Below are 18,703 nucleotides of genomic sequence, written 5' to 3'. Positions count from 1 at the left end.
GTTCCCATGCCGAACACGGAAGTTAAGCGTCTCAGCGCCGAAAGTAGTTGGGGGATCTCCCCCTGTGAGGATAGGACGTTGCCAGGCAACAACGCAGGACGACCGAGCATACGCTCGGTCGTTTTTTTGTATGTTTAAGTGTAATATTTATTTGACTAAATGACAAAAAAATATTACATTCGAATGAGAGAGAACGCTTTTTTAAGAAAGAAGGCATTTAAAAATGGTCAAAAAAACGAGCGGACAACTTTATAACCGATTAAGTGTGCTACGAGCAGAGCGGAAATGGTCACAGCAACAAGTCGCAGATTTTTTAGGGGTAAGTCGACAAACGATTGTATCGCTTGAACATAATCGATACAGTCCCTCGCTAAAATTGGCATTTGAGATTGCCATTTTATTTGATACAACAGTGCATGACGTATTTCAATATGAAAAGAAGGAGCAACCTTTATGATGTTATGGATCAACATTCTTATTTTTCCAATTTTTCTTGTCATGCTTATCGTTACATTGAGGTTTTTGTTTGGAAAGGAAGGCAAGGACGAACGTGGAAAAGAAATTGCAACTACTTCTTATATGGTAGCCGCTCCGATTTTCCCCATCGGATGGTTACTTATCGAATGGTATCATCGCTGGTTACATGTCTTGTCGTTTGATGTGTATCGTGATGTGATTTCACTTCTGATCGGTTTGACGTTTACTGTTCAAGGAGTGACCATCACCGTATTAAAATATCGAATTTGATTGGCACTCATATCGAGTGCTTTTTTTGTTGGATGAAACATTTAACGAGTGAAGCACGTATAGCATTGTATAGAGTCAGCATGACCTAACAAATGACGAATCGAAGGCATGACGATAAATGGCGTTCCAATCGACACTTTAATCAGTACAAAGAGAGGGGAAACATAATGGGAAATTTTCAGCAGACCCAATTAGACTTACAACAGCGTATCGCCGAGCGTGATCGACTTGTTCGTAAGCAAGAGATACTAAACAAACAGTTGAACGAGCATGAGGCGGTGCGGAAGGCACTACTCAACACATTCACGAAAGAACAACGTGATGTGTATGACCTTGAAGAATTCTCGCTCGTCAACACATGGCGAAAGTTACGAGGCACGTTTGATGAACAACGGACAATCGAAATGGAAGAGGCTGCTCGCGCTGAACTGAAATTACGAGAACACGAGGCGATGATTGACGAATTGACGCTCGAACATCGAGAATTACAAGAACAGCTCGAGGTTTATGAGGGCATCGACGCTGAGTGGGAGACCTTCTTAGAAACAAAAGAATCCCATCTTGCGAAAGATCCAGCTATTCGCCGAGACCTACACCATCTCACGAATCAACAAGCCGAAACGAATGAACTTCTTATCGAGTATCGGGAAGCCATCGTTGCCGGTAAGGCGGCGCGATCAACGATTGCAAAAACACTCAAACATCTAGATAGTGCGAAGGGGTGGTCGACGTATGATACGTTCTTCGGGGGTGGCTTGATTGCCACAGCAATGAAACATGAGGCGCTAGATGCTTCCGAGCAGACGATGCACGAATTACAATCTGCGTTAGAGCGTTTCTCCCGTGAATTAGCGGACGTGCAAGGTATTGTTCAGGAGTTGCATGTCGATCGAGGTTCACTCATTCAGTTCGCAGATTACTTTTTGGATGATATTTTTTCAGAATGGACGATGCATGGACGAATCAATGATTCCTTAGATCAAGTGAACGGACTGGATAAGGAAATCAGTCAGCTGATTGCTCGTATGACGAGACAAGTGGAAACGTTAGAACAGAAGCTTGACGAGACTGAAGAAAAAAGAAGACAGCTCATCCTGACACGATGAGCTGTCTGTCATTATATTTATAGTAAGGGTTCTTTTGCTTAGTTCAAGGAGAGTGAAGAGAAAATGAGTAAAACGATGGTATTTCTTATTAGAGGGATGGCAGTCACCGGGGCGCTATTGATTTTATCGATTCCATTTTTCTTTAGTTCTCCCATATCGACCACTCTGATCATTGTCAGTTCGATTTCGTTGATTGCCTTTGTGATGTTTACTGTTTCAGCAATCAGGCTTCGAAAACGGATAGAGGATGAATGACGTGTATTTGTTTTTCTGAAACAACAAAATTACCAAAAGGGAGAGAATCATGGAACAACTGATTGAGGGTATCGTACAAAGCGTGAGACCGGATCAACGAACGCTGATTGCTATCTCCGGACACGGGGCAGCCGGAAAATCGACGTTGGCAGAAAAATTACGGGAACGACTCGGTGATATAAACCTGCTTCACACAGACCCGTATATTACAGATTCACAGTTGCGGAAACAAACGATCCTCACGTATCAACACGATGGAACGACCCATCAGTATAAGATGACGGCGTGTCATCCGGCCGCACATCATCTGCTCTCACTCGAGCGAGATGTCCGTATGATTCGGGAAGGGATTGGGTTTTATACGATTGATGTCCCTTATTTAGAGCGGACATGGATTGATCCGGAGAAGCCAATCACGATTATTGAAGGGATGAGTGTCGCATTCCTGGATCTTTCATCTTTTGATCAATCGATTTATCTCTACACAGACGGGGAGACTGAGTTCAAGCGACGTTCGCATCGTGATATTCAGGAACGGGGTATGGAGCTGGACTACTTACACGCTTCACATGTAGAGCGACGTCTGCAATATGAATTGTTCATGCATCCGTATCGCCACCACTTTCAAACTATCGTCAATACGAGTAAGGATGGAATTCAAATTGAAAAAACCGCTCACGAGGAGCGGTGACTGAGTAGCGTATCTTCAACGCCAAAGTGATTTGACGCTCTCGAACTCGTCGGCACATTTTTCAATCGATTTGAATCAAAACTCTTCAACGAATGGATTCAGGCGATTCTCTCCGAGATATCGATTCCAAGATATGTACTTTACACTTCAGAATTAGAAGAAATGAGCACGGTAAAATTATTAAAGAAGGGAGTACCTTACTTTGGAAAAACCGTTACTGTGGATTATAGCGGGTGTAACCCTCGTCTTTTTATTGATGGCTACTCAACTATTACTACCCGTTACCTTTCAAGAAATTTTTTCGATTTTACTAGTATCGATTGTTATAGGATCAATCATAGGTGTGATTGCTTCGATTTTGCATCACTATATTATGACTAGAAAAGAAAAAACTAGCTAAAAACATAGTAAAAAGGTCCGAAAAAAGAATGGAAAAGAATCTTATTCGGAGCTTTTTGATCGATTAACGAATGCTACACATCATCTTAAAAAGTTATCACCGCTCACGAGGAGCGGTGACTGCGTAACGTATCTTGAATGCCGAGACCGAGCTGTTCCTGTTCGCGCTCGAGCTGCCCCCAGGTGAGGGAACGATGACGCAATTCGACGTCGGTCGCCATCGATTCGAGCGTTCGCTGGGTCTCGATGTTGTCGAGCCAGTAGTAGAGGTCGATCCCGTCTTCATGTAAGCGCCAAAACGATTTGACGACCTCGAACTCATCGGCCCATTCTCCGACCGGCTTGAATCCATACTTTTCAACGAATGGATACGGACGTTCTTCCCCGAGCGGGTCGATTACGTTTCGGACGAACATCGGCTCAAGTCCAGCGTGAGCGGTCGCATCGAGTAATCGTTTCAGTTCAGGCATCGGTTCGATTTCGATGTGTTCGATTACATCAAACCAAACTCGTTTGATGTCCTTGTCCCACAATGTAGCCTCTATACTATACGGGGCGCCGGCAGAAGAGGGTGCGTACATCGTCAACTCGAATGAAAACGGAACGTCCTCTTTCGCTCCAGGCTCTAATACAAGCGATAGTGGAATCGGGACTTCTTGAATATCAGCTTCTCGATTGAACTCGTTTCCTTCCATGGTGATGTCTTTGAACGTCGTCAAGAAGGTCAGGGTGAGTTCCTGTAATCGAACGACATTCGTTGTCGGGTTGGAGACGTGCAACGTACCCGTCACGGTCTGCTTCGGAATGAGTGCTGCCGGGTCAAACGTGATCTCGGCTTCGATCTCCGAAAAGAACCATTTCTTGAATCGATTTCCCCATTTGGACATGGCGGTCGCGCCCCTTTTCTCTGATAGTTTATGCTGTTATATCTGTTCCCGATTCCATTTTTGAAAAAACATTAAGAAAATGGTTGCTTTTTATAACTGTCTCGCTTATTATAGAGGATGTCGAAACAATTCAAACCATCGCGGGGTGGAGCAGTCTGGTAGCTCGTCGGGCTCATAACCCGAAGGTCGTCGGTTCAAATCCGGCCCCCGCAACCAATTTTTATTTAATTTCATATGTCGTCGCGGGGTGGAGCAGTCTGGTAGCTCGTCGGGCTCATAACCCGAAGGTCGTTGGTTCAAATCCAGCCCCCGCAACCAATTTTTAAATGAGATAGCGAAACGATAGCGTTTCGTGTTTTTTTTTGCTTAAAATGAAGTGTACAATGAGTACGTATGAGAAGTGAAAAAGGAGAACCATTCATGTATACATTGATTACGCATTCTGCGGCGGAGACGCAGGAGGTGGCAGAACGTTTGGCCACACTCGTCGAAGCAGGGACGGTCATCACGTTAAACGGTGACCTCGGTGCCGGCAAAACGACGTTCACACAAGGGTTCGCAAAAGGACTCGGTGTCACGCGGAACGTCAACAGTCCGACCTTCACCATTATGAAACAATATAAAGGGCGATTGCCGCTCTATCATATGGATGTCTATCGTCTCGAAGATACGGGGGATGACATCGGTCTTGAGGAATATATCAACGGTGATGGTGTCGCCATCGTCGAGTGGTCGAACTTGATCGAGTCCTCCCTCCCGGAAGAACGCTTGGCCATCACGATTGAACGGGTCGGCGACGAAGAACGTAAACTGACACTTGCTCCGACGGGTGAGCGTTACGTTCAAATCGCCAAGGAGGTGCTCGCATGAAGCAATTGATGATTGATACGGCGACGACACGTTTGTCAGTCGCGTTAAGTGAGGCTGGAGAGATTCAAGCCGAAGCGACGGTAATGGTCTCAAAAAACCATGCGGTCACACTCATGCCGATGATTGAACAGCTCATGGCAGCGGTCAAGTGGACACCGAACATGCTCGAACGCATCGTTGTCACGACAGGACCCGGGTCGTACACGGGAATTCGGATTGGAGTGACGACAGCGAAGACACTCGCCTATACGCTCAATCTTCCACTCATCGGTGTATCTGCCCTTCAGCTCATGGCAGCGGCCCCGAATACCGATTTGCCGGTCGTTTCATTGATTGACGCGCGCCGTGGCAACGCGTATATCGGATATTATCAACACAACAAAGCACTAACACATGATCAGCACGCCTCCGTCTCAGATTGGTTGCGACTGAATAGTCAAGGGCGCTTCCTTGTCGTCGGAGACGTGGAACCGTTCCGTGACGTGTTAAGTGAATATGACTATATCGAAGCACCGGCTGCCCATCGATATGGGCGTGCGAGTGATTTGATTGTCTTCAGCGATGAGACGAGCGATGTTCACTCGTTTGAACCGGAGTATTTGCGACTCGCCGAGGCGGAAGCGAAATGGTTAGAGGGACAAAACAATGGCTGACGTGAAAATTCGTCGGATGACGTGGCTTGATGTCGAGGAAGTGACGAAAGTCGAAGAAGCGTCGTTCGCCATCCCGTGGACAAAAGAGGCGTTCATGAATGAGATGCTTCGAAATGAACAGGCCATTTACTTTGTCGCGGTCCATGACAAACGGGTCGTCGGGTTTGTCGGCGTTTGGACAATCGTCGATGAAGGACATATCACAAACATTGCCGTCTTACCTGAGTTTCGTGGACAGGGCATCGGCAATCAATTGTTAGCGGAACTTGTCGCGTTCGCCAAGTCAAAAGGACTCGTCGGATTGACGTTAGAAGTCCGCGTGTCGAACGTTGGCGCGCAAAAACTATATGAACAGTTCGGTTTTATGCAAGCCGGTCGGAGAAGACGCTACTATCAGGATAATAATGAAGACGCCTATATTTATTGGGCGAAGTTAGGAAGTGAGTCAGAATGAACACATCACTGATTCTCTCGATCGAGTCGAGCTGTGACGAGACGTCTGTTGCGCTCGTCAAAGACGGAAAGACGTTATTGTCGAACGTCGTCTCTTCTCAAATCGAGAGTCATAAACGATTTGGTGGCGTTGTCCCTGAAGTGGCGTCTCGTCATCATGTGGAGCGCATCACGTACGTGATTGACGATGCATTGAGTGAAGCCGGCGTGACGATGGAAGACGTCGATGCGGTCGCGGTCACACAAGGACCGGGTCTCGTCGGTGCCCTTCTCGTTGGGATCAGTGCGGCCAAGGCGTTGGCATTCGCCCATCAAAAACCGCTCATCGGTGTCCACCATATCGCCGGACACATTTACGCGAACGAACTTGTCGAAGAGATGCAGTTTCCGCTCGTCTGTCTCGTCGTTTCAGGGGGACATACAGAACTCGTCTATATGCCAGAACATGGTGTCTTCGAAGTCATCGGGGAGACACGTGACGACGCGGCAGGTGAGGCGTACGATAAGGTTGCGCGCACGCTCAGTCTCCCATATCCGGGAGGTCCTGCGATTGACCGCCTGGCAGCGGTCGGGGAAGACACGTACAACTTCCCACGCGTTCGTCTCGAACCGGGTAGCTTTGATTTCAGTTTCAGTGGCTTGAAGTCATCGGTCATCAACGCCGTACACAATGCGGAACAACGTGGAGAGACGGTCATCCCTGAAAACTTGGCGGCGAGCTTCCAGGCGAGTGTCGTCGAAGTGCTCGTCGAGAAAGCGATTCGTGCCGTGAAGGAAAAAGGGGCGAAGCAATTGCTTGTCGCGGGTGGTGTCGCGGCGAACCGTGGCCTCCGCACAGCGCTTCAAGAAGCTGCTACAGCTGAAGGAATTCAACTCGTCATTCCACCGCTTGACCTCTGTGGGGACAATGCGGGCATGATCGGGGTGGCGGCACATCACGCGTATGTGCGCGGTAAGCGCGATACACTAGCGATGAACGCGGTTCCTGGGTTATCCTTAGAAGAGAGCATGACAGTCTAGGGGGAAATAGAGACATGACGAAACGCATCATCATCGGAGGGCTCATCGTACTACTCGTCGTTGCGACGTTCTTACAAGTACGTGAGATCATCCGCGCTTACAATATCGCCTATCAAGAGGAGATTGTTCCAGAAGAGACACGAGTGAAGTCACTCACTGGAGAAGAGGCATTAGAAGGTATCGGTCGCGTGACCGGAGAGAATACGCTCATCAAGTCACTATATGGCTACACAAGTGTCGTCGATCAAGAGCCGGAGCGTGTGATCGTCGTCGATCGCAATCTCGGGGTACAACCAAAAGCGAGCGATGCTTATTATGAAATCGAGCGGGGTCGCGAGGCAACAGAAGAAGAAGCGGCGAAGTTTGATGATTTGATTGAGGAGCTCGACGAACAGCAACTGTTCGCACAAGTCATTTCGACGCATGAAGCACGCTATGTGACGAATGGCGAAAAGCCGATGACGTTCTATAAAGTGTTCACACGTGACGTCGACACGAACGAGGCTGTCTTCTTTATCGCTGAAGACGGGACGAAGCTCGACTTCCATACAATCGGATTCCAACCACTGCGTTACTTCTAACAAAAAGGTTCAGCCACGAGGCTGAACCTTTTTGAGTGCTTCAAGTTGTTGAAGGAATGTATGGGCGAACGCGAGACATGCTTCCTTTTTTTCATCCGTATCCGGGTCGAATTCAATCTTGAGCGCAGGAACAAGAACGTGTCCACCGGCAGTTTGAAAGGCTTGCTCGACGGTATCGACGGCTGCACAATATTTGGGATAATCCGTGTCCCCTGAACCGAAGGCGGCACACGGCAAACCGTTTAGCGACGATTCTTCCAAATCATATACGAAATCCTCGGCCTCATACGGAACATCTCCGTCTCCCCACGTATACGTACCGAGTATGACTGCATCATATTCGGCGAATTGCTCGATACGTAAGGATTCCAAATCGTCAGATATCGATACATCGTGTCCTGCGTCCTGCCATGTATGTCGAATCAGATTCGCGATGTCTTCCGTATTGCCAGACATGCTCACGTACCCAATCAATAGTTTCATTGTCATCACCTCAACAACAGACTAATTGAAAATGATTATCAATGTCAATGATAACGTTGATTGTACAAACAAAACCACGCCTTCAAACAGAAGACGTGGTTTTGTTATGCTTTTGGTTGTCGATAATTCTCTCGATGCCACGTATTGATACGACTCACGATGAACACGAGAAGGGCGAGGATCCACATGAAGAGCGTCTCTTCATAGAAGTGGGCCCACACCGATCCAGGCGCATAGAACGTGTGAACGGTCACATCGACCGGCCAGACGACGACACGGATGAAGAGCGTGCTCATGAGCAGGCCACTGAAGAGACTGAGTAGTATCCCTGGCCACGTCTGAATGATGAAGCCGATGACGACCGGCAGGAAGAAAAAGAGAATAGACGGGACAATCGTCGGCTCCCCACGGATGAGTTCAGACACGAACTCGGTCCCGGTCGGCACGATGTAGGCGAGTCCCGTGAGGAACGCTTGAATGAACTCGATTCGCATGGCACGGGTACGCATCATGTATGGAGTTCCTCCCATTCCGCATAGAGCGCGGTAATCGATTCTTTCGCTGCGTCCGATTCGGTCGACAACTCCTGGGCACGGGCGAAGTCGTTGAAGACGTCCGGCTCACAAAGCAACTGTTCGATTTCATCAAGACGATTCTCATGTTGCTCAATCGCTTGCTCAATCTCTTCGATGCGCTGTTTGATGCGGCGCTCTTCCCGTTGCTGCTCTTTGTCAGCGCGCTGTTTTTTCACGACGACCTGCTTCGTCTCTTCACGGGCGAGTCGCGCGAGTTCCTCGAGCTCTTCTTTCTTCTCGACATAGTACGAATAGTCCCCGAGATACTCGTCGATACCGTTCGGCGTGATTTCTAACACACGCGTCGCAAGTCGGTCGATGAAGTAGCGGTCGTGCGAGACGAAGAGAATCGTGCCCGGATAGTCGAGAAGGGCATTCTCTAAGATCATCTTCGAGTCGAGGTCCAAGTGGTTCGTCGGCTCGTCCAGGATGAGGAGGTTCGGTTGCTCGAGCTTCAGCTTGGCCAACGTGAGTCGTGCCCGTTCGCCACCTGATAATTCATGGACACGCTTCATGACGTCATCGCCACTGAAGAGGAACTGTCCGAGCAGACTCCGCACTTCTTGCTCGCGCATGAGCGGCCAGTCGTTCCAAATCTCGTCGATGACACGGTTCGCGTCAGACAAGTTTTGTTGCTCCTGGTCGTAGTATCCGATTTCGACGCCCGTCCCGTAACGGATGTCACCGGTGAGGGCGGCTTGTTGTTTCGTCAACACTTTGAGGAGGGTCGACTTCCCGACCCCGTTCGGACCGACGAGCGCGACGGACTCACCGCGTTGCAGTTGGAAGCGGAGATTCTGAGCGATCGCTTCCTCGTACCCGATGGCGAGGTCACTCGCGCTCAATACATCGTTCCCGCTCTGGCGTTTGATGGAGAAGGAGAGGACGGCGCTGCGCTCGTCGCCATCTGGAGCATCGAGTCGGTCGACTTTCTCCAGACGTTTCCGCACGCTTTGTGCCCGTTTCGTCGTCGTCGCCCGGGCGATGTTTCGCTGAATGAAGTCCTGCATCTTGGCAATCTCTTCTTGCTGTGACTCGAACTGCTTCTTCTCTTGTTCGTAGAGGGCCGCCTTCTGTTCGAGATACTTCGTATAGTTCCCGACGAAACGACGGCTCCGATGACGTGACAACTCATAGACGACCGAAACGACGCGGTCGAGGAAGTAGCGGTCGTGGGAGACGATGAGGACGGCGCCTTTATAGCCGCTTAAGTACTTCTCAAGCCAGGCGAGCGTCTCGATGTCCAAATGGTTAGTCGGCTCATCCAAGATGAGCAGGTCGGGACTTTGAAGGAGCATTTTCGCCAAGGCGAGACGCGTCCGTTGTCCCCCGGAGAGCGTGTCGATGCGACGCTCGAAGTCGTCCGGGTAGAAGCGCATCCCGTGAAGGACCGAGCGGATGGTCGCTTCGTATTGGTAACCGCCACGCTCTTTGAACGTATGTTGCTCTTCATCATAAGAGGAGAGGAGGCGTTCATATGCAGCGGCGTCATTTAGGATCCGTTCGGAGCCCATGTCAGCCTCCATGCGACGGAGCGTCTTCTCTTGCTCAATCAAGTCCGTGAAGACGGTGAGCATCTCATTCCAGATCGTCTCGTCGGATTCTAACCCTGAGTCTTGCGCGAGATAACCGATCGTGACGTCTTTTGGCTTCATGATGTCCCCGGAGTCATAGTTGTATTCACCAGCAATGACTTTCAAAAGCGTCGACTTACCGGCCCCGTTACGACCGACGAGAGCGACGCGTTCGCCTTCCTGGATTTCAAGTTTTACGTTTTCTAAAATCGGCTCGACGCCGAAGGATTTGGATAAGTTGTTGACTTGCAGTAGGATCAAGTGAAAAAACCCCTTTCTCTCTATTTAGTATACTGTATTTTTCAGCGATTTTAGGTATATTCGTTGAGTGGTCATGTGAATTCGTTTACAATCAAGGTGTATGAAATTCAGATTCGTTTGTAACGTGTCGTAAAAAGGAGGCTCTTTCCGTTGAGTCAAAACGAACCAAAGATTCCACAAGCGACAGCCAAACGGTTGCCACTATACTATCGATTTATTCAAAGCCTGCATGCTTCAGGGAAACAACGTGTCTCTTCAGCAGAACTGAGTGAGGCGGTCAAGGTCGATTCGGCTACGATTCGCCGTGATTTCTCGTACTTCGGTGCGCTCGGTAAAAAGGGATATGGCTATAACGTGCAGTATCTGTTAGACTTTTTCCGAAAGACACTGAATCAAGACGAGATTACGAATGTCGCCTTGGTCGGAGTCGGTCACCTTGGGACGGCATTCGTCAACTATAACTTCCTTAAAAACAATAACACACATATCGTCGTCGGGTTCGACGCAGACGAGACAAAAGTCGGCACGACGATGTCAGGCGTCCCAATTCATCACGTCGATGAGATGGAACAAATCATGAAGCAAAACAAGATCGACGTCGCCATTTTGACGGTACCTTCTGCTTATGCGCAGTCCGTCGCAGACGACTTAGTCCGTTTCGGCATCAAGGGCATCTTGAACTTCACACCGGCACGACTCACTGTACCGGATACGGTTCGCGTCCATCATATCGATTTGTCGATTGAGCTGCAGTCACTCATTTACTTTATGCAACACTATCCAACCGCTGAGGGGGTCCATCAATAATGGAATTACTAGCATCATCACTCGTCGTCGGGATTCCGGGTGGGGCGAGTCTATTCATCATCGCCATCATCGCGCTCATCATCTTCGGACCGAAGAAATTGCCGGAGTTTGGTCGCGCGGCCGGACAAACGCTTCGTGAGTTCAAAAATGCAACGAACGGCATGATGAACGAGCACGACGAGAACGACAAGAAAGCTATCGAAAAGAAAGAGCAGTAAGCCATGAATCATCAACCTGATCAAGAGCGGGAACTCACCGATCACTTGACAGAGCTGCGGAGACGACTGATGCTATCTGCATTTGTCGTCTTTGCCTTCTTTTTGATGGCTTTGCCGAGTGTCAAATATGTACTCGCGTATTTGCAAAAAGACCTCGTCGAACGCGGGCTCGAACTGAACGCCTTTGGGGTCGCGGACCCGCTCATGATTTACTTGAACTTGGCGCTCATCATCGGCCTTATCGCGGCGAGCCCATTCCTACTGTATCAAGTGTGGGCGTTTGTCGCACCCGGTCTGCATCCGAATGAGCGGAAAGGCACGCTTGCCTATATCCCGATCATCTTCGGACTGTTCTTGATTGGCCTTGCGTTCGCCTACTACTGGTTGTTCCCGCTCGTCCTCGATATCTCGACGGACCTCGGGCAAGACCTCGGACTCGAACAAATCATCGGGGCCAACAATTACTTCACGTTCTTGTTGCAGCTGACAATTCCGTTCGGTCTATTGTTCCAACTGCCGGTCGTCATGATGTTCTTAACCCGAATCGGTGTCGTGACCCCGTACTTCTTATCCAAGATTCGAAAGTACGCATACTTCGCTCTATTCGTAATCGCTGCATTCATCACACCGCCGGATTTGACGTCGCACCTCATGGTGTCGCTGCCACTCTTCTTCCTATACGAAATCAGTTTATCGATTTCACGCATCACCTACAAAGGGGTGCTGCGCCGGGAGAAAGAGGCGATGGTGCAAGAACAGATGGATTTAATGAAACAGATGAATGAAAAGTGAGCACTGCGTCAAATTATGACGCGGTGCTTTTTTTGAATATTAGGGCTATGCATTTTTGAGAAAACATCTTAAAATTAGAAGGGATTCAACAAAAATGGATGTTTTTTGAAAACTTATGTATACATAAACAGAAATGAGGAAGCAGATGAACAAGTGGTTATGGAGTACGCTCGTCGTACTCATATTGTTGATTGGACCAAAAATGGATGCCCTTGCAGAAGGAGCGGCAAAACCGGACGTTTTGCCAACGGGAAGTGTTGTATCAAACAGTGAATATGTATGGCGGTCGGGCGACCCAGAGACGATTGTGCATATGCGCACAGGAGAAGTGTATACACTTCCCGTCCGCGTGTCGGTTGAACATAATATCGTTGGACTCGGAGACGGTCGCGTCATTTTAGATGCATATGGCGAGGTCCTCATTTGGGATCCGATTACCGATGCGATGACGTCATTCCCGAACGATTCGAGTAGTGGTCTCGATTATCTTCATGCTGTGAATCAGGATTTAGAAATGATTCTTTGGAAAGGACATACGACGTATTCTGTCACTTCATTGACGGGTGAGATTCTCGGAACGTTTAATACGGAAAGTATATACGAATCGTACAACCTTCTTGCTGACGGCACGGTCCTAGTCTTCGCAAACGGTGAAATCACGAAACGAGCCATCACGGGAGAAACGCTTGAAACGCTTGGAACATATACGGACAAGGTACGATCTGCCCAATATATCGAAGAAGCGAATCAACTAGTGGTCAAGATGTCCACCGACTCACATCTCCGGATTTTTGATTTGACCACGAAACGTTGGATTGAAAAAGAGGCGGAATCTGTCACGAATCTCCTGTGGAAAGACGGGATTTACTACTTCACGATGCGGAAAGTGTTTGATACGTATTACGTGAGTTACAATGTTGCCACTGGAGAATGGAAAGAATCATCGGTGGATGACACGTTTGTCAATCTAAGAGGAGATTGGTATGTGCTATCCCATGATGTGACGGCAGGGTATACGCCGGAGTCATTTTGGAAAGCGCCACGACAACTGTTGATCGATGTACCGAAAACGACGACACGATATGAAGTGAACCAATCCTATCAAGTGAACGGAACCGCTAAACTGATTGATGGAACATCCATTCCTGTCAGTGGGACAGAATTGTCGGCAAAGTATCGATATTCTGAGAAGAAACCGTTTGTCTGGGAACAAGGTAAGTTGACGATGAACACGAATGGCGGATATTCTTTTGAATTTGGATGGAACGGGTTAGAACGAACAGAAGACTTTGCAGCATCTAACTATGTTCCGCTCACACTCGATCCGCCAACAGGTGTTTTAGGGCCCATCACAGGAACAACGGCACCGAACACCCCAGTATTCGTCAGTGTGACGAAAAGCACCTCTCAGTACACTGACTCACTAGATTCATTGGTCAACTATCAGTCGAAAACGGTTCAGTCAGACGAAACGGGACGCTTCACTTGGCAACCGACGCGCTGGTTCGCACCAGGATCGCGTGTGACCGTAAAAATCGGAAGCCCATCAAGTGTATATGCCGATCCAATTGAATTGGTGACGGTAAAAGAAAGTGAAGATACTTCACCGAACGACATCAAGCTTGTAACGAACTCTGTAAAATCAGGCGTGACATTACAGACCACGCCACAGGCTACTGTTGACATCGTTGCCCGTAGCGAACGCGGTTATGAAGCCTGGAGTGAGCAAGTAAATGAGGATGGGATGCTCCAAATCAAATCGTTTTCTCACATGTGGTTTGGTGTTGGGACAAAAATATACTATAAGTTACAGGAGGCACCTGCCTCACAGTTCCGTCTTGCGGAAGTGAAGGCGACGTATGATGCACCTACCTTCACTTGGACGCGGACACCATTGATGTACGATAAATCGATTGATGTAACGTCTAGCACAAATGAAGCATATGAAGTTTATCGGAATGACATCCTTGTGACAAAGACGAGTTCGATGCCTTATACGTTCGATACGCCATTACGCGAAGGCGATGTGATTCGTGTCAAACGCACGTATCGCGATGCCACTTACGAATTGACGAAGACGGTTCGCGCGTTCACACCTGTTTTGAGTGTCACGGACGTCATGATGACGAAGACACAGGCGACACTCTCGATTAAAAAGACAAGTGTGGCCCCGGTTCGTTTTTACGTAAATGGTGTGGCCGTTTCACCAAAACGGTTATCAACGACACGGTACACCATCCCGGCGAAACCGGGTGACACGATTCGTGTCCGTGCCTCTGTCGGGTCAAAATCCCGTGAAGTCACAGTGGAATTGCCGAAGACCTCGCTGTCTACGCTATCCATCAACGACGAAAAGTCGTTATGGGTCGGGTATGTACTACCGAACAGTACGGTGACACTAAAGAGCGGTACGAAGACAATTGCCAGCGGAACGGCAAGCAGTACAGGCCGTGTGACGCTACGATTCAGTCGACAACCGGTTGGAAGTGTCGTGACGTTGACGAGTCAGCAAGGGACGTATCGTCACATTCAGAAAAAGACCGTGACGGTCGGACCGGCTCCGACATTGTCATCGACCATTCCTTCAAGTGCGTCAAAGACATTGCGTGCGACGTCAAACGTGGCTTACGGTACACTCACGCTGATGCGTGGGACGACCGTTCTCGCAGAGAAAGAAGTAAAAACGACTTCGACGATTCTCAGTTTTTCACCGCAACGAAAAGGGACGCAGCTCACGCTTCGTCTCGTGACACCGAAAGGTCGAAGCGTAACGAAAACCTTCACCGTTCGATGAGTACTCGGACCATTCGCATGAGCGGATGGTCTTTTTGCTTTCAACATACCTGTGAGCCCTTCACTCATGTTAATATGGAAAAAAGAGGGATTTGAGGTGCGGGTCATGTGGTGGCAATGGTACGGTTCTGAGACGATCATGATGTTGATCTTTGCAGGGATATCCATAGGGATTGGAAGACATCTGTTCCTGTCAAAAACGGATAAGGTTCTCACGATTTCGTTTGTGAGTATGGTCATTGGTTTTTGTATGATGCTCGTCGGAGTGGGATACATAAGAGGATTTGATGGAATGGGGTGGTTCGTATACGGTTTGCTCCTATACGGTGGAAGTCTCCTTGTCTACTTGACGTTCACTATTTTTCGTTTGAAACAGGAGGAGTAAAGAGAATGAGTGATTTGACCTTTTTGATGTTGTTGTTTCTTGGATTGACACTAGGGGTAGTGCTATCCATCTATCACGTGATGCGGCAGAAAAGAAGACGGTCCGTGTTACTCCTGATCGGTACATTCCTAGTTGTAAGTGGCTATGTACTTGTGATTGGCAATCTGGCATTTGGATACGGCTGGGGAGCATTGTGGTGGGGGCTAGTTGGTCTCTCTATGAACGTCCTCGGATTGATTGTTCATCTTCTTGTATGGATCTATTATCTATTGAAAGAGAAGCGAGTCCGGTCATGAGAATGAGCGGATTTTTTCCTGTTCAAACTTTAGACACTTTTACGTGAAATGGTGAGCATAGCTATTGAATCCTATATTGTGAAATAGTACACTAAGGTCAAGAAGTAAATGTGATATTTATCACAATATAAAACGAAACGTACTGTCTAACATAAAAGGAGAGACGACTCATATGAAAATCGCAGTCATCGGATGTACACACGCAGGAACAGCAGCAGTCAAAGGATTACTCGCTAAGCACGCCAATCTCGATATCACCGTTTACGAGCGGAACGACAACGTCAGTTTCCTCTCGTGTGGGATTGCGCTCCACGTCGGTGGGGTCGTCCAACGTGCGGAAGAGTTATTCTACTCGTCTCCACGTGAACTTGAAGAACTCGGTGCGACGATGCGCATGAAACATGACGTCTTGTCGATCGACTCCGAAGCGAAGACGGTCCACGCTAAAAATCTTGAGACCGGGGAAGACGTGCATGACACGTATGACCGCTTGATCGTCACGACGGGTTCATGGCCGATCGTCCCGACGCTCCCAGGGATCGAAATGAATGGAATCGAGCTCTGTAAAAACTATGCGCATGCCCAACGCATCATCGAACGGGCGACAGATGCGACGAAGATTGCCGTCATCGGGGCGGGTTATATCGGAGTCGAACTCGTCGAGGCGTTCGAAGCATACGGAAAACATGTCACATTTATCGATAGTGCCGACCGTATCTTGAACAAATATCTCGATAAATCGTTCACAGATCCACTAGAAGCGGACATGACCAGTCGCGGGATCGATCTTGAACTCGGTCAGACGGTCGAAGCGTTCCGTGGAACAGAAGGGAACGTCACACACGTTGTGACGGACAAAGGTGAATTCGAAGCGGATCTCGTGATTCTCTGCGTCGGATTCCGTCCGAACACAGGACTGTTAGAAGGGCAAGTCGATATGCTCGGGAACGGCGCCATCATCGTCGACGAATATATGCGTACGAGCAACCCCGATATTTTTGCGGCAGGGGACAGCTGTGCCGTCTACTATAACCCGGCACGCACACACGCTTATATCCCACTGGCGACGAATGCTGTCCGCATGGGAACGCTCGTCGCGGAGAACATGATGCAACCACGCGTCCGCTACCAAGGGACACAAGGAACGTCAGGACTTCGACTCTATGACTGGAATATCGCGTCATCTGGTCTGACGGAAGAAGCGGCAGCGCTCTTTGGACTCGAAGTGGAAAGTGTCGTCATCGAGGACGCGTATCGTCCGGAGTTCATGCCGACCGCAGAGAAAGTCGAATTCAAACTCGTCTATGAAAAAGGGACACACCGTATTGTCGGTGGACAAGTGTTATCAAAAGCGGATTTGACTCAAGCGGTCAACACACTCTCCCTCGCCATCCAAAACGAGATGACGATCGAAGAGCTCGCCTATGTCGACTTCTTCTTCCAACCGCACTACAACAAGCCATGGCACTTCCTGAACAGCGGAGCGCTTGAAGCGATGAAAGACAAAGTGAATGCCTAACAAAAAAACGCGGAAGCTAACAGCTTTCGCGTTTTTTTAGAGGTAGTGTGGTTCATCTTTCATCAAGTTGGCAAGAAGGATATAGATGAGAAAGTTAGCCGGCAAAAAGACGAATAAGAGCCGAATACCGAGTGATGAGATGTTCACGTATTCAGCGATCCCACCGCATACACCGGCAATCGAGCGGTCCGTCGCCGACTTTCGAAGTGTACGTTGCATAGTAAAGCTCCTTATGAGTTGATATGTAAATTTTACCATATGAGTGTATGAAAAAGCGCATCAATTTAATTGATGCGCTACTGTTTATTTCAAGATGTCGACGAGTTCATCGAGCACTTGGTTGGCAGACAAGACGCCACCAGACGTGTTCCAGATGTCATCACTGACTTCTGTCACTTCCCCTGCTTTGACAGCATCGAGGTCTTTCCACAACTGATTCGATTGCCATTCTTCGGCTGTCTTCGACCCGTCTGCTCCACCATATGTGAAGTAGACGATGTGGTCGCCTGCCATCTCCGGGATCCGTTCCATCGCGACTGGCTCAGCGAATTCCGCTTTATCTTGTGACGCTGGACGTTTGATGCCGACATCATTAAGGATGACGCCGGAGAAGCTGTCATTGAAGTAGATGCGTGACTCGCCAGGAAGGAAGCGGACGACCGAGAGTTCTTTATTCACGGCGTCTCCGAGATCTGCTTTCGTATCTTCGACGTGCTGTTCGTAGTCGGCCAACGCTTGATTGCCTTCCTCTTCTAGGTTGAGTGCGTTCGCATAAAGAGTGAAGTTCTCTTGCCAATCACCTTTGAGCGTCTCTGACATGACCGTCGGTGCGATGGCGTTTAACTTGTCATAGATGTTCTCTTGACGAAGTTTCGTTCCGATGATGAGATCGGGTTCCAATTTTGCGATGGCCTCTAGATTGACTTCGCTTTCTGTCCCGACTTCCGTGACGTCTGTCATCTCGGACTCAATGTGCGGGTACCACGGGTCGCCGTTCCATGATTTGACGGCTCCGACTGGTTTGACGCCGAGGGCGAGAAGGGCCTCTGTCCCTTCGTTCGTCAAGACGACGACGCGTTCCGGGTTTTCAGGTACGTCCGCCGTTCCCATCGCGTGCTCAATCGAGCGAGTCGCAGTTTCTGAACTTGTATCGTTCTCTGTATCGTCAGACCCGCCGCAAGCAGCGAGGACGACGGTTAAGCAAAGCGTAAGTAACGCGAGCATCCACTTTTTCATTACAATTCTCCTCTATGTAGGTGATTTTCCTTCCTGACTATAAGTGATAATGATTCTCACTGTCAACCCCTTTTTATGGAACGCAATATTTGCTATGGTAGG

The 18,703-nt window shown here is 48.8% G+C and carries 22 protein-coding genes, 2 tRNA genes and 1 rRNA gene; 19 read left to right on the top strand and 6 right to left on the bottom strand.

The annotated features are described in order from the left end of the window. The 5 genes from rrf to KNO78_RS14135 all read left to right on the top strand — a co-directional run. Positions 1–87, top strand: a 5S ribosomal RNA gene (gene rrf / locus KNO78_RS14155); the annotation flags it as partial. Positions 88–223: 136 nt separating this feature from the next. Next, a complete protein-coding gene (locus KNO78_RS14150) occupies positions 224–457 on the top strand; it encodes a helix-turn-helix transcriptional regulator (protein WP_031424468.1) in 234 nt (77 codons plus the stop codon). Further along, positions 454–747, top strand: a complete 294-nt coding sequence (locus tag KNO78_RS14145; protein ID WP_244150651.1) for a hypothetical protein — start codon at positions 454–456, stop codon at positions 745–747. The genes KNO78_RS14150 and KNO78_RS14145 overlap by 4 nt, the downstream gene beginning before the upstream one ends. Before the next feature lie 167 nt (positions 748–914). After that, on the top strand, positions 915–1,853 hold the full coding sequence (locus KNO78_RS14140) for a coiled-coil domain-containing protein (protein WP_074034846.1): 939 nt from the start codon (positions 915–917) through the stop codon (positions 1,851–1,853). A gap of 304 nt (positions 1,854–2,157) precedes the next feature. After that, the gene (locus tag KNO78_RS14135) at positions 2,158–2,799 is read left to right on the top strand and encodes a uridine kinase family protein (protein WP_074034841.1); all 642 of its coding nucleotides are present in this window, start codon (positions 2,158–2,160) and stop codon (positions 2,797–2,799) included. 503 nt (positions 2,800–3,302) lie between these two features. Here the strand turns inward: KNO78_RS14135 and KNO78_RS14130 are convergent. Continuing rightward, positions 3,303–4,085 (bottom strand): sporulation protein, encoded by a 783-nt coding sequence (locus KNO78_RS14130; protein WP_015880565.1) that lies wholly within the window; start codon positions 4,083–4,085, stop codon positions 3,303–3,305. Positions 4,086–4,224: 139 nt separating this feature from the next. Here KNO78_RS14130 and KNO78_RS14125 point away from each other — a divergent pair. The 7 genes from KNO78_RS14125 to KNO78_RS14095 all read left to right on the top strand — a co-directional run bounded on the left by KNO78_RS14125 (position 4,225) and on the right by KNO78_RS14095 (position 7,662). Next, positions 4,225–4,301, top strand: a tRNA-Met gene (locus KNO78_RS14125). Positions 4,302–4,326: 25 nt separating this feature from the next. Next, positions 4,327–4,403 (top strand) — tRNA-Met (locus tag KNO78_RS14120). Positions 4,404–4,505: 102 nt separating this feature from the next. Next, on the top strand, positions 4,506–4,955 hold the full coding sequence (gene tsaE, locus KNO78_RS14115) for a tRNA (adenosine(37)-N6)-threonylcarbamoyltransferase complex ATPase subunit type 1 TsaE (RefSeq protein WP_214691578.1): 450 nt from the start codon (positions 4,506–4,508) through the stop codon (positions 4,953–4,955). Further along, positions 4,952–5,608, top strand: coding sequence for a tRNA (adenosine(37)-N6)-threonylcarbamoyltransferase complex dimerization subunit type 1 TsaB (gene tsaB, locus KNO78_RS14110; RefSeq protein WP_214691577.1), 657 nt, complete (start codon positions 4,952–4,954; stop codon positions 5,606–5,608). Before tsaE ends, tsaB begins: the two co-directional genes overlap by 4 nt. Further along, positions 5,601–6,062 (top strand): ribosomal protein S18-alanine N-acetyltransferase, encoded by a 462-nt coding sequence (gene rimI / locus KNO78_RS14105; RefSeq protein WP_074034834.1) that lies wholly within the window; start codon positions 5,601–5,603, stop codon positions 6,060–6,062. Before tsaB ends, rimI begins: the two co-directional genes overlap by 8 nt. Next, positions 6,059–7,081, top strand: coding sequence for a tRNA (adenosine(37)-N6)-threonylcarbamoyltransferase complex transferase subunit TsaD (gene tsaD, locus KNO78_RS14100; protein ID WP_074034832.1), 1,023 nt, complete (start codon positions 6,059–6,061; stop codon positions 7,079–7,081). The genes rimI and tsaD overlap by 4 nt, the downstream gene beginning before the upstream one ends. 14 nt (positions 7,082–7,095) lie before the next feature. Then, entirely contained in the window at positions 7,096–7,662 is a 567-nt protein-coding gene (locus KNO78_RS14095) for a hypothetical protein (protein WP_074034830.1), read from the top strand. Between the two features lie 9 nt (positions 7,663–7,671). Here the strand turns inward: KNO78_RS14095 and KNO78_RS14090 are convergent, their stop codons facing one another. The 3 genes from KNO78_RS14090 to KNO78_RS14080 form a co-directional block, all read right to left on the bottom strand. After that, positions 7,672–8,145 (bottom strand): flavodoxin, encoded by a 474-nt coding sequence (locus KNO78_RS14090; RefSeq protein ID WP_074034828.1) that lies wholly within the window; start codon positions 8,143–8,145, stop codon positions 7,672–7,674. A gap of 104 nt (positions 8,146–8,249) precedes the next feature. Continuing rightward, complete coding sequence (locus tag KNO78_RS14085) at positions 8,250–8,657, bottom strand: hypothetical protein (RefSeq protein ID WP_214691576.1); 408 nt, start codon at positions 8,655–8,657, stop codon at positions 8,250–8,252. Further along, entirely contained in the window at positions 8,654–10,555 is a 1,902-nt protein-coding gene (locus KNO78_RS14080; protein WP_015880578.1) for an ABC-F family ATP-binding cassette domain-containing protein, read from the bottom strand. Before KNO78_RS14080 ends, KNO78_RS14085 begins: the two co-directional genes overlap by 4 nt. Before the next feature lie 150 nt (positions 10,556–10,705). Here KNO78_RS14080 and KNO78_RS14075 point away from each other — a divergent pair, with 150 nt between their 5' ends. From KNO78_RS14075 to KNO78_RS14045, 7 genes are all read left to right on the top strand, one after another. Further along, the gene (locus KNO78_RS14075) at positions 10,706–11,362 is read left to right on the top strand and encodes a redox-sensing transcriptional repressor Rex (RefSeq protein ID WP_015880579.1); all 657 of its coding nucleotides are present in this window, start codon (positions 10,706–10,708) and stop codon (positions 11,360–11,362) included. Further along, entirely contained in the window at positions 11,362–11,580 is a 219-nt protein-coding gene (gene tatA, locus KNO78_RS14070; RefSeq protein WP_034770678.1) for a twin-arginine translocase TatA/TatE family subunit, read from the top strand. The genes KNO78_RS14075 and tatA overlap by 1 nt, the downstream gene beginning before the upstream one ends. 3 nt (positions 11,581–11,583) lie before the next feature. Further along, positions 11,584–12,372 (top strand): twin-arginine translocase subunit TatC, encoded by a 789-nt coding sequence (gene tatC, locus KNO78_RS14065; RefSeq protein WP_031424497.1) that lies wholly within the window; start codon positions 11,584–11,586, stop codon positions 12,370–12,372. Positions 12,373–12,517: 145 nt separating this feature from the next. Continuing rightward, on the top strand, positions 12,518–15,166 hold the full coding sequence (locus KNO78_RS14060) for a hypothetical protein (protein ID WP_214691575.1): 2,649 nt from the start codon (positions 12,518–12,520) through the stop codon (positions 15,164–15,166). Between the two features lie 105 nt (positions 15,167–15,271). Then, positions 15,272–15,550: a hypothetical protein gene (locus KNO78_RS14055; protein WP_214691574.1), complete on the top strand. Its 279-nt coding sequence runs from the start codon at positions 15,272–15,274 to the stop codon at positions 15,548–15,550. A 5-nt stretch (positions 15,551–15,555) separates the two neighbouring features. Then, the gene (locus KNO78_RS14050; RefSeq protein WP_214691573.1) at positions 15,556–15,846 is read left to right on the top strand and encodes a hypothetical protein; all 291 of its coding nucleotides are present in this window, start codon (positions 15,556–15,558) and stop codon (positions 15,844–15,846) included. Between the two features lie 172 nt (positions 15,847–16,018). Continuing rightward, entirely contained in the window at positions 16,019–17,365 is a 1,347-nt protein-coding gene (locus KNO78_RS14045) for an FAD-dependent oxidoreductase (RefSeq protein WP_214691572.1), read from the top strand. Positions 17,366–17,401: 36 nt separating this feature from the next. Here the strand turns inward: KNO78_RS14045 and KNO78_RS14040 are convergent, their stop codons facing one another. Both KNO78_RS14040 and KNO78_RS14035 read right to left on the bottom strand, forming a co-directional pair. Beyond that, entirely contained in the window at positions 17,402–17,584 is a 183-nt protein-coding gene (locus KNO78_RS14040) for a PspC domain-containing protein (RefSeq protein WP_026824450.1), read from the bottom strand. A gap of 84 nt (positions 17,585–17,668) precedes the next feature. After that, positions 17,669–18,601 (bottom strand): ABC transporter substrate-binding protein, encoded by a 933-nt coding sequence (locus tag KNO78_RS14035; RefSeq protein ID WP_214691571.1) that lies wholly within the window; start codon positions 18,599–18,601, stop codon positions 17,669–17,671. Positions 18,602–18,703: the final 102 nt, after the last annotated feature.

Source organism: Exiguobacterium sp. s132 (assembly GCF_018617235.1).
GTDB classification, from domain to species: domain Bacteria; phylum Bacillota; class Bacilli; order Exiguobacteriales; family Exiguobacteriaceae; genus Exiguobacterium; species Exiguobacterium profundum.
Note: the sequence above shows the minus strand (reverse complement) of the source record. Positions and strands in the feature narration are given on the sequence as shown.